Annotated in this window: 17 protein-coding genes and 1 tRNA gene; 14 read left to right on the top strand and 4 right to left on the bottom strand. The window is 55.8% G+C overall.

Going from position 1 to position 18501, the window contains the following annotated elements:
* Positions 1 to 35 precede the first annotated feature (35 nt).
* Complete coding sequence (gene erpA / locus KOE80_RS04880; protein ID WP_003801826.1) at positions 36 to 404, top strand: iron-sulfur cluster insertion protein ErpA; 369 nt, start codon at positions 36 to 38, stop codon at positions 402 to 404.
* A gap of 387 nt (positions 405 to 791) precedes the next feature.
* On the opposite strand, the gene KOE80_RS04875 is transcribed toward erpA, so the two are convergent.
* Together KOE80_RS04875 and KOE80_RS04870 are read right to left on the bottom strand one after the other, a co-directional pair.
* On the bottom strand, positions 792 to 1889 hold the full coding sequence (locus KOE80_RS04875; RefSeq protein WP_226348530.1) for an anhydro-N-acetylmuramic acid kinase: 1098 nt from the start codon (positions 1887 to 1889) through the stop codon (positions 792 to 794).
* 3 nt (positions 1890 to 1892) lie between these two features.
* Positions 1893 to 3176: a peptidoglycan DD-metalloendopeptidase family protein gene (locus KOE80_RS04870; protein ID WP_413228919.1), complete on the bottom strand. Its 1284-nt coding sequence runs from the start codon at positions 3174 to 3176 to the stop codon at positions 1893 to 1895.
* 326 nt (positions 3177 to 3502) lie between these two features.
* Here KOE80_RS04870 and tyrS point away from each other — a divergent pair, with 326 nt between their 5' ends.
* The 6 genes from tyrS to KOE80_RS04840 all read left to right on the top strand — a co-directional run bounded on the left by tyrS (position 3503) and on the right by KOE80_RS04840 (position 8700).
* Positions 3503 to 4729 (top strand): tyrosine--tRNA ligase, encoded by a 1227-nt coding sequence (gene tyrS, locus KOE80_RS04865; RefSeq protein ID WP_009460677.1) that lies wholly within the window; start codon positions 3503 to 3505, stop codon positions 4727 to 4729.
* Between the two features lie 19 nt (positions 4730 to 4748).
* On the top strand, positions 4749 to 5384 hold the full coding sequence (locus KOE80_RS04860) for a YbhB/YbcL family Raf kinase inhibitor-like protein (protein ID WP_226348528.1): 636 nt from the start codon (positions 4749 to 4751) through the stop codon (positions 5382 to 5384).
* A gap of 183 nt (positions 5385 to 5567) precedes the next feature.
* Entirely contained in the window at positions 5568 to 6818 is a 1251-nt protein-coding gene (gene glyA / locus KOE80_RS04855) for a serine hydroxymethyltransferase (protein WP_009460681.1), read from the top strand.
* 36 nt (positions 6819 to 6854) lie between these two features.
* Positions 6855 to 7316 (top strand): transcriptional regulator NrdR, encoded by a 462-nt coding sequence (gene nrdR, locus KOE80_RS04850; RefSeq protein WP_003801815.1) that lies wholly within the window; start codon positions 6855 to 6857, stop codon positions 7314 to 7316.
* Positions 7317 to 7320: 4 nt separating this feature from the next.
* Positions 7321 to 8469, top strand: coding sequence for a bifunctional diaminohydroxyphosphoribosylaminopyrimidine deaminase/5-amino-6-(5-phosphoribosylamino)uracil reductase RibD (ribD, locus tag KOE80_RS04845; RefSeq protein WP_009460683.1), 1149 nt, complete (start codon positions 7321 to 7323; stop codon positions 8467 to 8469).
* A gap of 140 nt (positions 8470 to 8609) precedes the next feature.
* Positions 8610 to 8700 (top strand) — tRNA-Ser (locus tag KOE80_RS04840).
* Positions 8701 to 8743: 43 nt separating this feature from the next.
* Here the strand turns inward: KOE80_RS04840 and KOE80_RS04835 are convergent.
* Positions 8744 to 10012: an Arm DNA-binding domain-containing protein gene (locus tag KOE80_RS04835; protein ID WP_226348527.1), complete on the bottom strand. Its 1269-nt coding sequence runs from the start codon at positions 10010 to 10012 to the stop codon at positions 8744 to 8746.
* Positions 10013 to 10493: 481 nt separating this feature from the next.
* Between KOE80_RS04835 and KOE80_RS04830 the strand changes: the two genes are divergently transcribed.
* Complete coding sequence (locus KOE80_RS04830; RefSeq protein WP_226348526.1) at positions 10494 to 10778, top strand: transcriptional regulator; 285 nt, start codon at positions 10494 to 10496, stop codon at positions 10776 to 10778.
* Between the two features lie 318 nt (positions 10779 to 11096).
* Here KOE80_RS04830 and KOE80_RS04825 read toward each other — a convergent pair whose 3' ends face one another.
* Complete coding sequence (locus KOE80_RS04825; protein WP_226348525.1) at positions 11097 to 11978, bottom strand: IclR family transcriptional regulator C-terminal domain-containing protein; 882 nt, start codon at positions 11976 to 11978, stop codon at positions 11097 to 11099.
* Positions 11979 to 12057: 79 nt separating this feature from the next.
* Between KOE80_RS04825 and KOE80_RS04820 the strand changes: the two genes are divergently transcribed.
* From KOE80_RS04820 to KOE80_RS04795, 6 genes are all read left to right on the top strand, one after another.
* A complete protein-coding gene (locus KOE80_RS04820; protein WP_226348524.1) occupies positions 12058 to 13080 on the top strand; it encodes a Bug family tripartite tricarboxylate transporter substrate binding protein in 1023 nt (340 codons plus the stop codon).
* A 127-nt stretch (positions 13081 to 13207) separates the two neighbouring features.
* Entirely contained in the window at positions 13208 to 14074 is an 867-nt protein-coding gene (locus KOE80_RS04815; protein ID WP_226348523.1) for a VOC family protein, read from the top strand.
* A complete protein-coding gene (locus KOE80_RS04810) occupies positions 14071 to 15498 on the top strand; it encodes an aldehyde dehydrogenase family protein (protein ID WP_226348522.1) in 1428 nt (475 codons plus the stop codon). The genes KOE80_RS04815 and KOE80_RS04810 overlap by 4 nt, the downstream gene beginning before the upstream one ends.
* Position 15499: 1 nt before the next feature.
* Positions 15500 to 16777: a CaiB/BaiF CoA transferase family protein gene (locus tag KOE80_RS04805; protein WP_226348521.1), complete on the top strand. Its 1278-nt coding sequence runs from the start codon at positions 15500 to 15502 to the stop codon at positions 16775 to 16777.
* The gene (locus KOE80_RS04800) at positions 16774 to 17511 is read left to right on the top strand and encodes an enoyl-CoA hydratase/isomerase family protein (RefSeq protein ID WP_226348520.1); all 738 of its coding nucleotides are present in this window, start codon (positions 16774 to 16776) and stop codon (positions 17509 to 17511) included. Before KOE80_RS04805 ends, KOE80_RS04800 begins: the two co-directional genes overlap by 4 nt.
* Positions 17508 to 18257, top strand: coding sequence for an enoyl-CoA hydratase/isomerase family protein (locus KOE80_RS04795; protein WP_226348519.1), 750 nt, complete (start codon positions 17508 to 17510; stop codon positions 18255 to 18257). The genes KOE80_RS04800 and KOE80_RS04795 overlap by 4 nt, the downstream gene beginning before the upstream one ends.
* The last annotated feature ends 244 nt before the right edge of the window (positions 18258 to 18501 follow it).

The raw sequence follows: 18501 nt of genomic DNA, 5'->3' as shown, positions 1-18501 counted from the left end.
TTATTCATGCCGGCGGGGGCCGGCAGGAGAACCACATGAGCACTCTTACCGAATCCGTTGATCTGCAAGCCCCTCCTTCCCCACTGATCTTTACTGATTCAGCGGTTGAGAAGGTCCGTGAGCTCCTGATTGAAGAAGGCAGCCCCGAACTGAAGCTGCGCGTCTTCGTGCAAGGTGGCGGCTGTTCCGGCTTCCAGTACGGCTTCACCTTTGACGAACTGGTTAACGACGACGACACCATTATTGATAAGGATGGCGTGCAACTGCTGGTTGACGCCATGAGCTTCCAGTACCTGGTGGGCGCTGAAATTGATTACAAGGACGACCTGGACGGCGCTCAGTTCGTGATTCGTAACCCGAATGCCACGACTACCTGCGGCTGCGGTTCTTCCTTCACGATGTAAGGAAGCAGGGCTGGCGTTGATTGCTTAGCGTTCCAGGCCTTGGTAGGTTGCTACAAAGTACACCCCAGACTCTGAGTCCAGAGTCTGGGGTGTTTTGTTTACGGGGTTTTGTTGAAGGCCGTGCAGCGTCAGGTTTCAGGGCTAATCCGTTGTAGGGCGCTTCGCGGTTCAACTTTGGGTGCTCGTTCGTAGCCTAGGTAGGGCGGCGAAGCAGCTCAATGCTGTTAATGGCACGGCCCAAAGAAAAGAACGGCTTGCTTCTATTTGTTTTGAACAGGAGGGGCGCTGCCTTGTCATGTTCTGCTTTTTGGCAGGTGCTTGGCTAACGGATTATGAGTCCGCCGCTGTATTTTAAAGTTTTGCGAAGCTAAACGTTAAAAGCAGTTCTCAGGCCGGATAACAAGCGCCCAGCACCGTAGCGCGCCGTGCGCCTGTCACAGCGGGCAGTCCCGCAGGAATACGTTCGATATGCGCGTAAGCCAGCCAGGCAAAGGCCAGGGCTTCAATGGATTGCGGATCCATGCCCAGCTCGGCGCTGGAGCGGATAGGCATAGTCACCAGATCGCCCAGGCGTTTCAGCATGGCAGGATTGGCAGCGCCACCACCACACACAATCAGCTCTTGAATCTGATCTGCGTAAGGCTGGATGGCCTGTGCAACGCTGTGTGCGGTCAAATCCATCAGAGTGGATTGCACCGTAGCAGGCTGAAGCTCGCCTTTCGGATCAACACGATCCAGATGCTCCTGCAGCCACCCCAAATTGAACAGATCACGACCTGTAGATTTAGGAGCAGGCAGAGCAAACCAGGTTTCGCTCAACAGGCTGGCAAGCAAGGCAGGATCAGAAGCGGCGCTATCAGCCCATTGTCCGTCCTTGTCGTAGGGCTGGCCTTCATGTTTGTTCACCCAGGCATCCAGCAGCATGTTTGCCGGGCCAGTATCAAAGCCAAAAACATCGCGTCCAGGCAGCAGCAGGGAGATATTCGCAATTCCACCCAGGTTCAGAATGACGCGGCCATGTTCGTGACGGAACAGGGCTTCATGGACGATGGGCACCAAAGGTGCACCTTGGCCGCCCGCCGCTATATCCCGGCTGCGGAAATCCGCAATCACGTCCACTCCACAGCGCTCGGCCAGAAGAGCAGGGGCATTCAATTGCAGGGTATAGCCCTGGTCAGGTGCATGGCGGATAGTCTGACCGTGTACGCCAATCGCACGGATCAGCTCTTTTTCGGGGCCTTGAGTCCAGGGCAGGCAAGCCTGGGCGTAGAGTTCGGTCAGTTGCTGGGCGGCGATACTGGCGCGGGCCAGTTCATTGTGCCCCGGATGCTGCAAAGCCAGCAGCTCGTCTCGCAGAGCGGCTGGCATGGGCAGGCTATGGGTTTGGTGTATCTGTGCCCCCTGTGGGCCGAAGGATGCCAGCACGGCATCCACACCGTCCATGCTGGTACCAGACATCAGTCCGATAAACAGGGGGGCTTTCATGGTTTAGCGGCTGGCCAGCTTTACGGGCTCAGCATCTGTGTGCAGCAAGGCAAAGCTGTTCTGGTAGGAAGCCAGGGTTTGCTGGAACTGCTTGCGCTGCGGGGCATCCAGAACGCGTGCTACTGGCAGGTCTACCGACAGGGGATCAACGGCTTTCTGGGCGATACGGAATTCGTAATGCAGATGTGGGCCTGTTGCCCAGCCCGTCGAGCCCACATAGCCAATCAACTGACCTTGTTCTACGCGGTCGCCTTTGCGCAGTCCAGCGGCAAAGCGGCTCTGGTGAGCGTACAAGGTGGTGAACTGGCCATGATGCTTCAGGATGATCGTATTGCCGTAACCATTTTGGCGGCCAATAAACTCGACCGTGCCATCCGCGGTAGCGTGGATGGGGGTGCCGGATGGGGCAGCATAGTCCACACCCTTGTGGTCACGCCAGCCACCATGTACCGGATGGCGGCGACCGCCAAAGGTGGAACTGATACGGGTGAACTTCAGTGCGGTGCGCAGGAAAGCGCCTTTCAGGCTTTGGCCGCTGAAATCGTAATAACCACCGGAGCCATTTTCAGGCTGGAACCAGGCGGCCTCATGGGTTTTGCCCTGATTGATGAATTCCACTGCCAGCAAGCGGCCCGAACCCACGTCCTGGCCTTCATGACCGTAGGACTCGTAGACCACGCGGAAACTGTCGCCTTTGCGCAGATCTTTCAGAAAGTCGATCTTGCTGCCCATCACATCCGCCATTTGCAGCGTGATGTTGTCGGGGATGCCGGCCTGATCGCTGGCGCCAAACAGCGAGCTGTTGATGGTGGCTTGGGCCACGCGCACTCGGGTCTGGGTCAGGTCGGTTTGTTCCTGGGCGATAAAGCCATTGTTACCGTCCGGGCGTACTTCCAGCCAGCTGGACAGACCTTGGCCGGACTGATCGGAGTAGGGGGTATGACGGTAGCGCAGCCATTGCAAATTGCCATTGGCATCCAATGCGGCTTGGATGGTACGGCCAGGGTAAAGCTTGTAGATGGAGCGCGCTTTCTTGTCGTGCGTCAGAAATTGCAACAAGCCTTCTTCACTGACTTCCATGCGCTGGAGCAGGGCGGACAAGGTGTCGCCGCGGCGGATGCGGGTTTCAGTAATGTAGGCTTGCTGGTCCTGGGCCTGCAGCACGGTCAGGTCCGAGGGCAGGGTCAAGGCGGTGCGGGCTTGGTAAATCTGGGGTTCCGGACTGCTGGGCATCACCACGGCAAGTGCACCGGCGGCTACAAAAGAGCCAAGGGCAAGCGTGATCAAACCGGCACGGATAAAAAGGGCTCGGGCGGACCGAGGCTGGTGGATGTTGAGGTGGGAGGAGGAGCGTTTCCCTTTGCTGAACATAAAACCAGAACCTTGTTGGACGTACGGTTTACCGTCCACCTGGCTGGCAGGCGGAGGTCAGTTGTACTGGGCGGACAGAACATTCCAGCCCTGGCGATCTGACCTGCGCGGGAATGATAAAATAATTCGGTTTACGAAACCTTGCTCAATTATTAAGCACGTCTCGCAATAGCAGGCTATCCTAGCGCATTAGGCTTAATTTTTCGAGCATTTTTACTCATTAGTTTGTCACCAGATTTGTTATGTCATCCCCCTCAGAGCCCCTTTCTCCAGAAGTCCTGGCTGATTTAGCCATCGTCAAACGCGGCTGCGACGAATTGCTCGTCGAATCCGAGTTTGCCCGCAAACTGGCGCGCAGCCATGCAACAGGACAGCCGCTGCGGATCAAGCTGGGTCTGGACCCCACGGCTCCCGACATTCACCTGGGGCACACAGTGGTGCTCAACAAGATGCGCCAGCTGCAGGATTTGGGGCATACCGTCATCTTTTTGATTGGCGACTTCACCTCCACCATTGGTGATCCCAGCGGCCGCAACACGACTCGTCCGCCCCTGACGCCCGAGCAGGTCATTGCCAACGCCAAGACCTACTACGATCAGGCTGCGCTGGTTCTGGACCCGGCCCGTACCGAAGTTCGCTACAACTCGGAGTGGTGCGACAAGCTCGGTTCGCGCGGCATGATTCAACTGGCTTCGCGTTACACCGTGGCCCGCATGATGGAGCGTGATGATTTCACCAAGCGCTTCAAGGCGAATCAGCCTATTTCGGTGCACGAGTTTTTGTATCCTTTGCTGCAGGGCTACGATTCGGTTCAATTGAAAGCGGACGTGGAATTGGGCGGTACCGACCAGAAATTCAATTTGCTGGTGGGTCGTGAATTGCAAAAAGAATATGGTCAGGAACAGCAATGTATTTTGACCATGCCATTGCTGGTGGGTTTGGACGGCGTAGAAAAAATGTCCAAATCCAAAGGCAATTACATTGGTATCAGTGAAACGCCGGACTCCATGTTCGGCAAGTTGATGTCCATCTCCGATACCTTGATGTGGCGTTACTTCGAGCTGTTGTCGTTCCGTAGTCTGGAAGACATCGCCGGTCTGCAAAAGCAGATTGAAGAAGGCCGTAACCCACGTGAAGTCAAAGTGGAGCTGGCACAGGAGATCGTCACACGTTTCCACAGCGCCCAGGCCGCCGAGCAGGCGCTGGAAACTTTCGATGCCCGTTTCCGTCGTGGCGAAATGCCCGAGGACATGCCCGAGGTAACCGTGGCGGGTGAACTGGCTTTGCTGCGTGTCTTGCGCGAAGCAGGTCTGGTTGCTTCCGGCAGCGAAGCCCAGCGCAATGTGGAGCAGGGCGGCGTGCGCATCAATGGCGAACGTGTGGACGATAAAGGTTTGCAACTGGAGCCGGGCAGCTATGTGCTGCAAGTGGGCAAGCGCAAGTTTGCGCGAGTCACTTTGACCGGCTGATTGATTGTGGAGGTCTGCAATGAAACTGCGTAGTGATTCTTTTCAAGATCAGAGCGTGATTCCCGAGCGTCTGGCGTTTTGCCGTTACGACGCGCAATCGAGAGTCGCCTTGGCCGGTAACGCCAATCCGCATCTGGAATGGTCCGATGTTCCCGAGCAGACCCAATCCTTTGTGGTTATTTGCCACGACCCCGATGTCCCCAGTAAACCGGACGATGTGAACCAGGATGGGCGCGAGGTACCGGCGGATTTGCCACGGGTGGATTTCTTTCATTGGGTCTTGATCAACATCTCGCCCGAACTGCGTAGCCTGGCAGAAGGCTCTTATTCCAAGGGCATCACGCCACGCGGTAAAGCCGGTCCACTGGCTCTGGACGATACGCGCCAGGGCGTGAACGACTTTACCAACTGGTTTGCCAGCGACCGCGACATGAACGGTGATTACTTCGGCTACGACGGCCCGTGCCCTCCGTGGAACGATGCTTTGCCGCACCGTTATGTCTTTACGGTTTATGCCCTGGATATTGCCGAGCTGCCTTTGGAAGGTCGCTTCAATGGCCTGGACGTGTTGCGCGCCATGGAAGGTCATATTCTGGGTCGTGCATCCCTGACCGGTATGTATACCCTGAATCCCCGTTTGATCCAGCAATCCTGATTCCCCAGGGCGGACTGTTTGAGTTTTTTTCATATTCTCTTGAGTCCGCCTGCCGCCGCCTTACTTATTTCCATGTTTTTTGGGGTTTCTGCCACCAGAGACGTTTGTCTCGGTGGTTTGACGCGCTTCCGCGCTAAAATGTTGCTTTCTTAGTTTGCTACCACTTTATCCTTAGGAACCCTCATGTTTGACCGTTCTGCGACTCTTGACAAAGTTGACCCCGATCTTTGGGCTGCGATTCAAAGCGAAGATGTGCGCCAGGAGCAGCACATCGAGCTGATCGCCTCGGAAAACTACACCAGCCCCGCCGTGATGCAGGCCCAGGGCACACAACTGACCAACAAATACGCGGAAGGTTATCCTGGCAAGCGCTACTACGGCGGTTGCGAGTTCGTGGACGTGGTCGAGCAACTGGCTATTGACCGTCTGAAAGAGCTGTTCGGTGCAGAAGCCGCCAACGTGCAGCCCAACTCCGGTTCGCAAGCCAACCAGGGCGTGTACATGGCTGTCCTCAAGCCCGGTGATACCGTTCTGGGCATGAGCCTGGCAGAAGGTGGTCACTTGACCCACGGTTCCCCCGTGAACGCATCGGGCAAGCTGTACAACTTCGTATCCTACGGTCTGGACGAGAACGAAGAGCTGGACTACGACGAGCTGGAGCGCCTGGCCAAAGAGCACAAGCCCAAGCTGATCGTGGGTGGTGCTTCGGCTTACGCCCTGCGCATCGACTTCGAACGCATGGCTCGTATTGCTCATGAAAACGGCGCCTTGCTGATGATCGACATTGCCCACTACGCCGGTCTGGTTGCTGGTGGTGCTTACCCCAACCCCGTGCCTCACGCTGACTTTGTGACTTCTACGACTCACAAGTCCCTGCGTGGTCCTCGTGGTGGCGTCATCATGATGAAGGCCGAACACGAAAAAGCCATCAACTCGGCTATTTTCCCCGGCATTCAAGGTGGTCCACTGATCCACGTGATCGCTGGTAAGGCTGTTGCGTTCAAGGAAGCTCTGGCTCCCGAGTTCAAGACCTACGCTGCTCAAGTTGTGAAGAACGCTGACGTTCTGGCCCGCACTCTGGTTGAGCGCGGTCTGCGTATCGTGTCCGGTCGCACCGAAAGCCACGTCATGCTGGTAGACCTGCGTCCCAAGGGCATCACCGGTAAAGTGGCTGAAGAAGCACTGGGCAAGGCTCACATCACGGTCAACAAGAACGCCATTCCTAACGACCCCGAGAAGCCATTTGTCACCAGCGGCGTGCGTTTGGGTACTCCTGCCATGACCACTCGCGGCTTTAAAGAAGCCGAAGCGGAATTGACGGCGCACCTGATTGCTGATGTACTGGACAACCCTCACGACGAAGCCGTTTTGGCGGACGTTCGTCGCCGTGTACACGAGCTGACTGCCAAGTTGCCCGTTTACTCCTCCAAGTAATCCAGCCGGAGCGGGCCGTGAGGCCCGCGATCTTGAATGAAGTGTCCGTTCTGCCACCATGCCGATACCCAGGTGATCGACTCTCGAATCACCGAAGAAGGCGACGCCATACGGCGACGTCGTAAATGCTCGGCCTGTGAACGGCGCTTCACGACTTACGAGCGTGCCGAGCTGAGCCTGCCGGTTGTGGCCAAGCGCAATGGCACTCGTATGGATTTTGATCCCGCACGTTTGCGGGCGAGCATGGGCGTTGCACTGCGCAAGCGTTCCATCCCCATGGCTCAGGTCGATGCCGCTGTGCAGCGTATCGAAGAAAAACTTCAACTGACTGGCGAGCGCGAAGTCTCCTCCGAGACCATAGGCGAGCTGGTCATGGCCGAGCTCAAGCAGTTGGACCAGGTGGCCTATGTGCGCTTTGCCTCGGTCTACAAGAGCTTTAAAGACATCCGCGAGTTCGTAGAGGCGATCGACGAAATGAACGATCCCGACCGCGGCTAAGGCTATGGTCGAGCAAGAAGACGTCATCTGGATGCGGCAAGCCCTGGAGCTGGCCGAGAAATCCCTTTATATCAGTGCCCCCAACCCGCGAGTCGCCTGCCTGATCGTGCGCGATGGCCAATTATTGGCTTCGGGTTCAACACAGCAAGCGGGTGGCCCTCACGCCGAAGTGATGGCCTTGCGCCAAGCCAAAGAGCGCGGCGTCAGTGTGGCCGGCGCGACCTTCTACGTCACCCTGGAGCCTTGCAGTCACCACGGGCGAACCCCTCCTTGTGCCGATGCGCTGATCAAAGCAGGCGCTGGGCGTGTTGTCTTTTCCATGTACGACCCCAACCCCTTGGTGGCTGGTAACGGCGTTTCACGCTTGCGTCAGGCGGGTATTACCGTAGATGGTCCCTTGTGCGTAGAGCAGGCGCTGGCGATCAACGCCGGTTTCTTTGCCCGCATGACACGTGGGCGTCCCTGGTTGTGGATGAAGATGGCCGCTTCGCTGGATGGCCGCAGTGCCTTGCCGGACGGTCGCTCTCAATGGATTACCGGGCCGCAGGCTCGTGACGACGGTCACCACTGGCGCGCCCGCAGTTGCGTCGTGCTGACAGGCATCGGAACCGTGCATGCCGATAATCCCTTAATGAATGTGCGTGCGGTTTCTACGCCGCGTCCCCCGATCAAGGCTGTGCTGGACACGCATTTACGCATGGACCCGAAAGCTGCCTTGCTGGACGGCACGCCGTGCTGGGTATTCAGTCACCGTCGTGATCCCGAGCTGGAGGCGGAGCTGGCAGATCGAAATGCACAGGTTATTCCCATGCCCTTGCACGAAGGTCAGGTGGATGTCCGTGCCGTTCTGGACTGGATGACAGATCAACAGATCAATGAAGTCCATGCAGAAGCCGGTGCTCGCCTTTCCGGTGCCTTGATTGATGCGGGTGTAGTGGATCAATTACTGATGTACCTGGCCCCCAAGATCCTGGGGCAGGGACGAGGCGTGGCCGATATTACCGAACTGGCCGGGCTGGACGATGTAGAGCCGTTTGAATTTACCGATGTGCGCTTGCTGGGTGCCGACCTGCGCGTCCTGGCGCGCCAGCGCGATCATTGGGAAGCCTTGCTGCGAGCGGTGGGTGGAGCTTATCCGCCGGACTCGGAATAAGCTGTTTGTACGCTTTACTGTTTAGTTGCTACTAATTAGCCGAAGAAAGAATTTGAGCACTTGCGTTACAAGGATAAGTGCTGCTATTATTATGGACTTGGCGTTAGCAGCTTCAAATTGCTTGGCCAAAAGAACAGTTAGGACAGGTGGCCGAGTGGTTGAAGGCGCACGCCTGGAAAGCGTGTATACGTTTATAGCGTATCGGGGGTTCGAATCCCCCTCTGTCCGCCAAGAATTCGTTATGAATCAAAGATTTAGATCTTTGTTTGTGTCATTATAAAGACACTCCTTTTTTGGCCTTTTTGCATAGGCCACGGCAAGATTCGTTGGCTCTGCCGCCAGGAGCGTTACTTGAGCCGAAAATGGCCTCCGCTTTCTCTCCGGCGTGCTCATCAGCCTCCGGCATCCACTTTGCGTAAATCTTCGCAATCATGGTCCAGTCACGGTGTCCCATCTGCTTCGCCACCCACATTGGATGTTCTCCAGCACTGACCATCATTGATGCGTAGGTGTGTCGTGTTTGATAGGGCCAGCGGTAGCGAACGCCTGCGGCTTTCAGTATCCGTATCCAGGCGTCTCTAATTTGCTGGTCTCCTGTCCATCGCTGGCCAGTACCTGGGTTCAAGAATACCGGATCACCCTTCAGTAACGAGTGGGACTTCTGCGCCTGCAGCGCTTCTAATGTGGGTGCGAGGATCTTGATTTCACGCAAGCCGGAAGCGGTCTTGGTGGTTTCCGCCTGACCTTTTGATGCTTGAGTCATCGCTCGACGGATTTTTATGTATCCACGAACAAAATCAATATCGCCCCAGTTCAAAGCGATCAACTCGCTAGGGCGCACTCCTGTCCAGAAAGAAAATTTGATTTGGTTGGCCATCTCTGGAGTGCATTTGGCCAAGATGGACCGCTGCTCTTCTATGGTGAAGGGGTCAATATCATCTTCTTCCTTTATTTGCGTTTTTCGCTGATAGCAGTAGTCGATCATGAAGTTAGTGTCTAACAATTCATCGTCTACGGCGTCAGAAAGAGCTTTGCGAATCACACTTTGTATGTTGGCCAATCGCTTGTTGCCGCAAGACATGGCTTCCAGCCAGTCCTTGACATCTTTACGTTTCCACTGAGGCAAAAGCAATCGACCAAACCTAGGTATAACCAGGTTGTCGATAACCTTCCGATAGCCTTCATAACTGGATGCTTTCAAAATAGCTTTCTGTGATCGAAGCCAATCAGTTAGATAGTCTTCGACGCGCTCAGTTTGACCGCTGGTAGTGAGAAACAACTTTGCTCTGGGGCTTTCAGGGAAGTAATTTTCATATTCGAATGTGCCCTGCTCGATAGCATAAATAATCGCGGCACGTTGCTTTTCCACTCGTTTGATATTCGCAGGAGTGGGTTTAAGTTGAATATTCTCGCGGCACCTAACGCCTTGGTATTGAAAAGTGATTTGAATACTGCTTTTTGATATGGGCTTGACGCCGCTACCATCCCTACTCATATGCAAAGACCGTAAACCTAAGATAGGCCCCAAGGCGCTGATCATCATTATTTGAGCTTTGGGTAGAGCCCGAACATAGGGGCAGGAACTACCCAAAACGGGCGAGAACCGCCCGAAGTGAGAGGCTACAGAGAAACACTGCCCCTCTCGCTTTATATAAGATATGCCCCCTAATTAAGGGGGACTGAGTATAATTTCGACTAAATAAAATTAGTCATTGATTGACAGAGGATTACCCGCCATCCTCACAAGGGATTGTCTCACGACAGATCCGGCGCCCAAGACTTCTGGGTCGCCAGTGCTGGCCCCTCTTGACGCCTACTCACAGACCTAGGGTGCACTGGTTTTTCACGAGTTTATCTCCTGCCCTCGTGTCTTACGGGCAGCCGCGCAATCGCATGCCAAGAGGCAGGGCGCAGTATTTATCGATTTCTGTTTGTTAAGGAGCGTGCTATTTTTCAGCAATTGGTTGTATTATTAGTCACTGACTTAACAATGTCAACTGCTACTAGCCCGTTATATTTATCCTATGAATCTTGATCATCTCACATCTTCTGCGAACCTCAATTTCGATACGCCCTATCACGTGCGGCGTGCTATTAAAATAGTAGGAAATGGAGCGCTTTTAGCGGAAAAATTAGGCGTCTCAGGCGTAACCGTCAGCGACTGGGCGTCTGGAAAACGTCCTGTACCGATTATCCGATGCGTTGAAATAGAAGAGCTGACCTGTAAACAGGTTACGCGCAAGCAGCTTCGGCCTGATGATTGGTATCAAATCTGGCCGGACCTACGGGACCAGGCCGCGCAACCATAGCGCAGTTCTAATTTTGACTCGGAATCTAAACAATGCGAAACGATCGTGTCCTATGTATATTGGATATGTTAAAAGCGCAACCAGCCCGGCCTTTTGGCCGGTTTTTTTTGTTTACTTCCGCGCTGAATGGGTTTGGCGCTGAAACCAAGGAGAGTGGTAGCCAGGAGGCTAAGGCAAAACTCTTTGTTCGATGACCACCTGGTATTTATGTGTACACCGAACCACCTCCTGTGGTCATCTTTGTCGCGATGGAGGTTCGGTGCCCCGATTATGCCGCCGCTGCCCGTACGGCCTGTCTACCTGCCACGCAGCGCTCTTTTAGAACGCACCGAGCTTGGAGGCAGTGTCGAGCATCTTTGCCAGGTAGCGGTTTTTCATGTCCTCAGGTGCTGTGGATCGTGTGCTGACGGTCACGCTGAGCGCTAGCTGCGGCTCGAAATTCTTGATTTTGACAGGCACGGCTATGCCGATCAGGTCCATGCCGACTTCTTGGTTCACGATCGCAAAGCCACTTGCCTCGACCTGCTTGAGCAGCGAACGCAGTAAGGCTTCGTCAGTGACGGTGTAAGGCGTGATTAGGGGTCTGTGCGTGACGTGAAAGTATGCGTCGAGTGCGGCCTGATCGAGTTGTGCAAGCAGCACACGCCCCAGTGAGGTGCAATGTGCCGGCAGGCGGCTGCCCATGCCCAGCGACTGTTTCGTCAGGCGTCTGCTTTGTGAGCGCACCAGATATACCACGTCGCCGCGGTTGAGCATTGCCAGTGCACAGTTGGTGTGGACGGCATCCCCCAGAGTATCGAGTAAGGGCTGGGCGCGCTGCACTACATCGATCGAAGAGAAATAAGCATGCCCCAGATTGAGTACATTCACGCCCAGGATAAAGCGCTTGCCTTCCCGGCTGAGCATGCCGAGACATTCGAGTGTATGAATGCAACGACGCGCCACAGCTCGATCCAACCCTGTGCGGCGAGCGATGTCAGCCGTGGAGCTGGGCAGGCTCTTGTCCGAAAAAGCGAGTAGCACCTGCAGACCCCGAGCCAGGGAAAGCATGAAATCGGGGTCGCCCCGGTGCTTGCTCGTGATCTCGTCCAGCTTGTCAAGTCTTCCGCCTTCCCCCATTTTTGCTGGCTCCTTCTCGTACTTATATTGATTGATGAGTACGTCTCCTTGGAAGGAGATCAGTGTGCGATATTCGCACAAATTCGCTGTGACCGGGCTGCCATGCCCTGGTTGTCTGTTCCAAAATGATATCGCTGATTAAAACAAAATGGAGACAGACATGTTATTTAAGCGTCAAAGTCAAAAGAAGAATCGTCGACAGCTGCTTCACGCTTTCTTGGCTGCGATAACTCTAGGGGCTCTGGGAAATCCGATTAGCGTGAGCGCAGGGCCGACAGTCGACTGGCCAAGCCGCCCCATCACACTGGTTCTTGGTTATCCCCCGGGCGGTATCAATGATGTGATTGCGCGCAAGCTGGCGCAGGAATTGCAGACTGAGCTTAAACAAACAGTGATTGTGGATAATCGCGCGGGTGCCAATGGCTCAATTGCCGCAAATCATGTGGCCAAGTCGCGTCCTGACGGTTACACCGTGATGTTTGGCGCTATCGGGCAAGTCAGCGTCAATCAGTTCCTGCTAGCCAGAATGCCTTACGAGCCGAACGATTTGGTGCCGGTGGCGAAAGTCGCTGATGGAGCTAATGTGCTCGTTGTTAATGCAACGATGGCATCGACCTACTCCAGCTTGGCTGAACTGATCGAGGTCGCCAAGAAAAAACCGGGTGAATTGAACTACGGCTCTTTTGGCACGGGCTCTTCCTCACACTTATCCGGAGCGCTCTTCGCTGAGCAGGCGGACATCGAGGTGACGCATGTGCCTTATAAGGGCAGTGCGCCCGCCATGATAGATCTGCTGGCCGGCAACTTGGACTACATGTTCGACAGCATTAATACAGCCTTGCCACATATCAAGGCCGGTAAGGTGATACCTCTGGCGGTCACCAAAGAGCAACGTTCCGTCGCATTGCCGGATGTCCCGACTTTTGTTGAAAGCGGCATGCCTGATTTCGTGATCGTGTCCTGGTTCGGCGTGCATATGCCCAAGGGAACACCGGAAGAAATTGTTAATCAGATGAATGCCGCCATTCGAAAGGTGCAGGCCAAGTCTGAGTTCGTTGACTTCTTCCGAATTCAAAACATTGATATCACGCCAACCACTCCAGAGGAATATGGTGAGTTTGTCGCCTCCGAAGATCAACGCTGGGGCGCATTGATCAAGGAGTTGGGCATCAAGATCGAATGATGGCAAGGCTGATTGTTTGCCAGGTGCGATTGGGCGCGAAGCTGCCGTAGTTAACGCAAGAATATTGAACCATGTTTTTCGCCACGGCTTTCAAAAGGGCTGTGGACGCTTTTCGGAGTTTTTAACCATGCTGCATTCTGTTGATCGGATTCTCGTGGCTGTTCGCTCTTTGGATGATGCCGAGGCTAATTATGCGAACCTTTTGGGAGCAACGCAGGCAGAAGATTTCGTCAGCTCTTTCCTGAGTGCGCGAGTCCGGCGCATGGATTTGGGCAGCACCCAAGTGGAGTTGTGCGAGCCTAAGGGCGACGGGCCGGTGAAGGCTTATCTGGACGCCTGGGGCGAAGGATTGTTCTATGGCGGCGTCTGTGTAAAAGACCTGCTTCGCTATGAGCAGCAGCTGCGCGATGGCGGTGTCAGCGTGGTCAGAGCGGATGATCGCCTCTACCTGGAGACGGACGATCTCCATGGATTGCCGCTGGTGGTCAGTGAGGCACAGGAGCGGAGCCGTGCGTCCGGCCCGGTGGAGTTTCTCTATGAATTGACCATGGTGTTGCGTTCACCCTGGCAGAAGGTGGCCGAACGATACACTGCAGGGTTGGGCCTGCAGGAGGATCGGATGGTGGGAATAACGTTCGAGCGTTTCGGTTACACCGGGACCTTGATGATGTTCCAGCGGGATCGTCTCGATCGCATCGAATTGTCCGAGGCCCACGACCCCGCGTTTGCAATGGGCCGTTTTTCCGCGAAACGAGGTGATGCGCTCTACATGTGCTATGTACAGACGGACGATCTGGCCGACGTGATTGCTCGGCTTGAGGCGCACGGGAAGAAATGGACGCGTCGGACGCAGACACCCCAAGAGCGTGACGGCTTATGGATACATCCCAGTGCGCTCAATGGAGTGCTGATGGGAGTATCGCGACATTCCCTGGCTTGGCAGTGGTCAGGTCGCCCCGATTGGGTCGAGGCCCTGGAGGAGTTGCAAAGATGACGTATGTATACGACCGGCAATATATTAACGGTGACTGGTGCGCGAGCCAGGGCGACGAATTGATCGTAGTTCAGAACCCCAACACGGGCGAGCTGGCTGCGCAGGTGACGACAGGCCATCCACAGGATGCCCAGGCCGCGGTGCAAGCCGCCCAGGCTGCATTTCCACGCTGGAGCGCACTGGCGCTGGAGGGCCGGGTGCAACTGGTGCTGAAATGGGCGGCGGCGTTGCAGGAGCGCAAAGAGTCCCTGGTGCGGGCGATCGCTGCTGAGGTGGGAACGCCCTTGAGGATTTCCCGGATGGTGCAGGTAGAGGCTCCACTGCACAACATCGAGAATTTTGTGGATACCGTGCGCAGCTTTGAATGGGAAAAGCGCATCGGGAACTCTCTTGTTGTGCGGGATCCATTCGGCGTAGTGGCATGCATCACACCCTGGAATTTCCCGCTGCACCAGATCGTGCTCAAGTTGGTGCCCGCCTTGCTCACCGGCAATACGGTCGTGTTAAAGCCTAGCGAGCTGACGCCGCAGACCGTGCAGTTGATCGTCGAGGCATTGCACGAGGCGGGGTTTCCGGACGGGGTCGTCAATGTCGTGAACGGTTGCGGCCCTACCGTCGGAGCATGCCTTGCGGGCAGCGATGCGGTCGACATGGTCAGCTTCACCGGTTCGACCGAGGCGGGTAAGGCCGTCATCGTATTGGCGGCCCAGAATGTCAAGAAGGTCGCGACGGAGTTAGGCGGAAAATCGCCGAGCGTGGTTCTACCCGGCGCGGAGCTAGAGCGCGCCATCAAGGCGAGCGTCGCCGCCTGCATGCTGAACAATGGGCAGACGTGCAGCGCGTTGACGCGCTTGCTGATACCTGTTGAGCGCGTAGATGAGGCCATCCAATTCATAGAGAAGGAACTCGCCAAGCTAAGCGTCGGCTGCAGCCTGGATGAAGGCAATCGCATCGGTCCGCTCATTTCCTCACGCCAGCAGGCCAAGGTCGAGTCTTTGCTGGAGACGGTGCGGGAACAGGGCGGGGTGGGAATTGGAGTTGCACAGGACAACATCCCCGACCATGGGTTCTTCATTGCACCGCAGGCGTTTAAGGTGGATGAATCCAACATATTGGCGCATGCCGAGGTTTTCGGACCGGTGTTGGCTGTGCTGACGTATACAGATGTGGATGAGGCTGTGCGCATCGCCAACTCAACAATCTACGGCCTTGCGGCGGCGGTATGGGGGGATGAGGCCGAGGCCGTCGATGTAGCCCGTCGTATTCAAGCCGGACAGGTGGACATCAATGGCGCGCGCTTCAATGCGCTTGCACCCTTCGGAGGCTATAAGCAAAGCGGAGTTGGCCGTGAGGCGGGCGAATATGGAGTAGAAGAATTCTTGCAGGTGAAATCCATTCAAACCCAGCAGCAATCAGGAGGCTGACATGCAGGACAAGCAAAAGCAGGCGCTTGGCGACGTCCGCATCCTGGATCTTACGCGGGTTCTGGCGGGGCCATGGTGTACGCAGACCCTGGCTGACATGGGAGCTGATGTTATTAAGATCGAGCATCCTGTGCGCGGCGATGACACACGGCACTGGGGGCCGCCTTACTTTCGCACTACTGATGGTCGCGAGGCGAGTGATGCGACGTACTTTGCATCCACCAATCGCAACAAGCGTTCAGTTGGGGTGGATATTTCCAGTCAGGAGGGTGGAGACTTAATTCGCGCCCTGGCCGGGCAATGTGACGTGTTCATTGAGAATTTCAAAGTGGGCGATCTAGCACGCTATGGCTTGGATTACGAGAGCATCCGTGCCTTGAATCCTTCCGTCGTGTATTGCTCCATCACCGGGTATGGCCAGACAGGGCCGTATGCGGATCGGCCGGGTTATGACTTCATATTCCAGGCCGAAGGGGGGTTGATGAGCATCACCGGCGAGCGTGATGATCTGGCGGGCGGCGGTCCGCAAAAAGTGGGTATCGCCATGGCTGACCTGGCCACCGGCCTGTACGCAAGTATTGCGATCCTAGCTGCGCTCAATCACCGTCGTAGCACTGACGAGGGTCAGTATATTGACCTTGCCCTGCTCGACTGTGTCACCGCGCTGGCATCCAACCAGGGGGCTTTTCATCTCATCAATGACCTGGATCCGAAGCGTTGGGGGAACGCTCACCCAGCCTTGGTGCCCTACCAGGTGTTTGATACTGCAGATGGGAAGATCGTGGTGGCGGTCGGAAATGACGAGCAATGGGTGCGGTTTTGCAAGGGGCTGGGGAGCGCCGAGCTGGCAAATGATCCTACGTATTCCACTATGTCGGGACGTATTCGGAATCGGGAGGAGTTATTGCCGCGCCTGCAGACAATCATGGTCCAGCTTCCCAGTGCGCATTGGCTCAGCGTGCTTTCCGAAGCGGGGGTTCCGAACGGCCGCATTAATAGCTATAGGGAAACGTTCCAGCATCCCCAGATCACTCATCGGAAAATGGCTATTGAAGCGGGAAGTAATGATGCCGATGGATATGTACGTGGTATAGCCAATCCGATCAATTTCAGCGTGACGCCCATCAAGTACTCGCGTCCGCCATGTGCGCTCGGACGCCATACTCAGGAGGTTCTGGGTGACTTGCTGGGTCTTGACGAGCATCAGATCGAGGATTTGGAGCGTCGGGGCATAGTCAGGAGAGGCGAGGCCCTCGGCGCGAACAGGGAAACGACATGATCCGATCACGATGGGTTGATGATGTCCTGGAGTTGACGATTGACCGGCCCGGTAAGCGAAACGCGCTTGACCGCTCCATGTACGAGGACTTGCAGAGGCAGGTCGAGTACGCGGGGAAGGACGAGAAATGTGCGGCGATCATCCTGACAGGCGCCGGCGGCATTTTCACTGCGGGCGCCGATATCGCGGATTTTCGAGAAAAACGAGGCGATGAGGATTCCCCTGCAGTCCGCTTTGTACGAACCCTGGTGCAAGCCGATGTGCCTCTGATCGCCGCGGTGGAGGGCTTTGCCATCGGAATAGGTTGTACTTTGCTGCAGCACATGGACTTTGTCTACAGCACAGCTGAAACGCGATATCGCATGCCTTTTGTGCAACTTGGACTGTGTCCGGAAGTTGCATCCACCGTTCTGATGGAGCGCATCGTTGGGCCGCGGCGAGCAAGGGAATGGTTGCTGCAATGCCGTGTTTTTGATGGCCAGGAGGCGTTCGAAGCCGGTTTCGTGACAGCTTTGGCCCAAGCCGGACACACTTTGGAAATGGCACATTCAACGGCCAGAGACCTGGCGGCCCTGCCTCGAACCTCTCTGATACGCGGGAAGGTGCTCATGCGCGATGCGCAAAAAGATGATGTCCTGCGCGCTCTGGATGTCGAGGTCCGGGCCTTCGCGGACCTCTTGAACTCTGATGAGACTCAGGAGATCTTTAAGGCTTTCCTGGAGGGTTCCCGATGAACAATGTCTCGACGCATCGACTGGATGTACGCTCCATCGGACGTGTTCGAGTGATCACGCTGGATCGTGCCCCCAAGCGGAATGCACTCGATGAGAATGCCGTTATCCAGCTTGCTCAGGCATGGCATGATTTTGCCGCGTCTGACGACAAAGTAGCGATTTTGCGGGCGGAAGGGCCTGTGTTTACCGCCGGTTTTGACATGAATGCACCTCCGGCGCAGTTCTGGCGCGCGATTCCAGGGATCGGCATAGAGCTTGAAAAGCCCGTTATTGCCGCGATCGATGGGCCTGTCATTGCCGCGGGCGTGTCTTTGGTTGCATTCTGCGATTTGTGTGTTGCTAGTGATCGGAGCTATTTTGTCTATCCGGAGGCACGCCTGGGCAGTGCGGCGGGGCTGATTGCATCCGTCGTTCCCCGCATACCGCACAAAGTCGCCATGGAATTGATGCTGCTGGGCCGTCCGGTCTCGGCAGCCCGCGCTTATGACGTAGGTTTCGTTAACCAGGTCTGTACGGTTGGGCAGGAGACAGGATTGGCGCTGCAGATGGCTCATGAGATGGCGGCGTCATCGCTGACGGTACTGCGTTTCTTGAAGAGCCTGTCCACGCAAACTCTGATGCGTAGCCCTGTTGAGGACATGGCGGTTGCGCAGATGGCGGTCGATGCGGTGGCAACAAGCGTAGATGCTCTGGAGGGTACCCTGGCTCGACGCGAGAAAAGGCCTGCACGCTTCAAGGGACGTTAAATGCGGATCCGTCGATATGGTCCTCGGGTGAAATAGTCGCCCAAGCCACATTTCCCATCACCAACTCCGCTATTATCATGCGGTTGTCCACTCTGACCGGCACGGATCGTACCCTGTAATCTGGTTGGCCATTGTGTTAATGGGCAGCTCGTTCGTAATTCTCTTTCTCGGGGCCAGCTCTATTGTTGGTCTAGGGATAGGAGTAATTGTATTAGATGCGAGCTTGCAGATTATGCAAACAGCA

Source organism: Alcaligenes sp. 13f (genome assembly GCF_020496585.1).
Taxonomy (GTDB): domain Bacteria; phylum Pseudomonadota; class Gammaproteobacteria; order Burkholderiales; family Burkholderiaceae_B; genus Alcaligenes; species Alcaligenes phenolicus.
This window is presented reverse-complemented; position numbering and strand designations above follow the sequence as displayed.

Excerpts from the sequence above, each read along its gene's own strand:
- erpA (WP_003801826.1), top strand. The coding sequence starts at position 36 with ATGAGCACTCTTACCGAATCCGTTGATCTGCAAGCCCCTCCTTCCCCA.
- KOE80_RS04875 (WP_226348530.1), bottom strand. The coding sequence starts at position 1,889 with ATGAAAGCCCCCCTGTTTATCGGACTGATGTCTGGTACCAGCATGGAC.
- tyrS (WP_009460677.1), top strand. The coding sequence starts at position 3,503 with ATGTCATCCCCCTCAGAGCCCCTTTCTCCAGAAGTCCTGGCTGATTTA.
- KOE80_RS04860 (WP_226348528.1), top strand. The coding sequence starts at position 4,749 with ATGAAACTGCGTAGTGATTCTTTTCAAGATCAGAGCGTGATTCCCGAG.
- glyA (WP_009460681.1), top strand. The coding sequence starts at position 5,568 with ATGTTTGACCGTTCTGCGACTCTTGACAAAGTTGACCCCGATCTTTGG.
- nrdR (WP_003801815.1), top strand. The coding sequence starts at position 6,855 with ATGAAGTGTCCGTTCTGCCACCATGCCGATACCCAGGTGATCGACTCT.
- ribD (WP_009460683.1), top strand. The coding sequence starts at position 7,321 with ATGGTCGAGCAAGAAGACGTCATCTGGATGCGGCAAGCCCTGGAGCTG.
- KOE80_RS04835 (WP_226348527.1), bottom strand. The coding sequence starts at position 10,012 with ATGATGATCAGCGCCTTGGGGCCTATCTTAGGTTTACGGTCTTTGCAT.
- KOE80_RS04830 (WP_226348526.1), top strand. The coding sequence starts at position 10,494 with ATGAATCTTGATCATCTCACATCTTCTGCGAACCTCAATTTCGATACG.
- KOE80_RS04820 (WP_226348524.1), top strand. The coding sequence starts at position 12,058 with ATGTTATTTAAGCGTCAAAGTCAAAAGAAGAATCGTCGACAGCTGCTT.
- KOE80_RS04815 (WP_226348523.1), top strand. The coding sequence starts at position 13,208 with ATGCTGCATTCTGTTGATCGGATTCTCGTGGCTGTTCGCTCTTTGGAT.
- KOE80_RS04810 (WP_226348522.1), top strand. The coding sequence starts at position 14,071 with ATGACGTATGTATACGACCGGCAATATATTAACGGTGACTGGTGCGCG.
- KOE80_RS04805 (WP_226348521.1), top strand. The coding sequence starts at position 15,500 with ATGCAGGACAAGCAAAAGCAGGCGCTTGGCGACGTCCGCATCCTGGAT.
- KOE80_RS04800 (WP_226348520.1), top strand. The coding sequence starts at position 16,774 with ATGATCCGATCACGATGGGTTGATGATGTCCTGGAGTTGACGATTGAC.
- KOE80_RS04795 (WP_226348519.1), top strand. The coding sequence starts at position 17,508 with ATGAACAATGTCTCGACGCATCGACTGGATGTACGCTCCATCGGACGT.